The organism is Roseburia sp. AF20-18LB (assembly GCF_003461185.1).
Lineage (GTDB): Bacteria > Bacillota > Clostridia > Lachnospirales > Lachnospiraceae > Roseburia_C > Roseburia_C amylophila.
Genome location: NZ_QTWP01000015.1, coordinates 1 through 543, shown reverse-complemented (window position 1 = coordinate 543; position 543 = coordinate 1). Strand labels below are relative to the sequence as shown.

The window sequence follows — 543 nt, the reverse complement described above, 5'->3', positions numbered from 1 at the left end:
TGGTTGATGCAGAAGCTTCTTTGATGAAAATGATAAAGACAAAATAGGGGGAGTGGAGAAAGTTATGGGATTTCAGGTAAAGTATGAAGAAATTACCAGCATTCGGGAACTGATTCTGGCACAGCTTGACCGGTGGATAGAGCAGATAGATGCGGTAAGAAGCAGTATTGTAGAGATTGCTGCCATGTCGGAGATGCACGGAGAGGCAGCAGAGCATGTAAGAAGCTATATGTGGGATTATCATATGAATCTTGCAAATATGATAAAAGATACGATAGAAACCTACCGGAGCAGCTTTATACTCTATACAGACTGGTATTATAACATTGATTCTGACCAGATGGCAGAGATGTCTCAGGATTCCATGGAGGGACTGGAGGAGAACATTCAGGGAGCAAGATCAGACTTTGATGCGGTAGCAGAGGAAGTAGCGGATATTGAGAGAGAACTGTCTGCTTATCTTGATGTTGGCAGATTTTCTACAACCTGTATGGAAAGCTGTTTTGACAATGCGCTTGCCGGAGTGCAGAATGTCCGCACACA

General features: G+C 43.5%; 1 protein-coding gene. It reads left to right on the top strand.

Going from position 1 to position 543, the window contains the following annotated elements; all coding sequences use genetic code 11:
* Window positions 1-64: 64 nt before the first annotated feature.
* On the top strand, window positions 65-543 hold a 479-nt coding region (locus DWX65_RS14210; RefSeq protein ID WP_147339171.1), incomplete at its 3' end, for a T7SS effector LXG polymorphic toxin.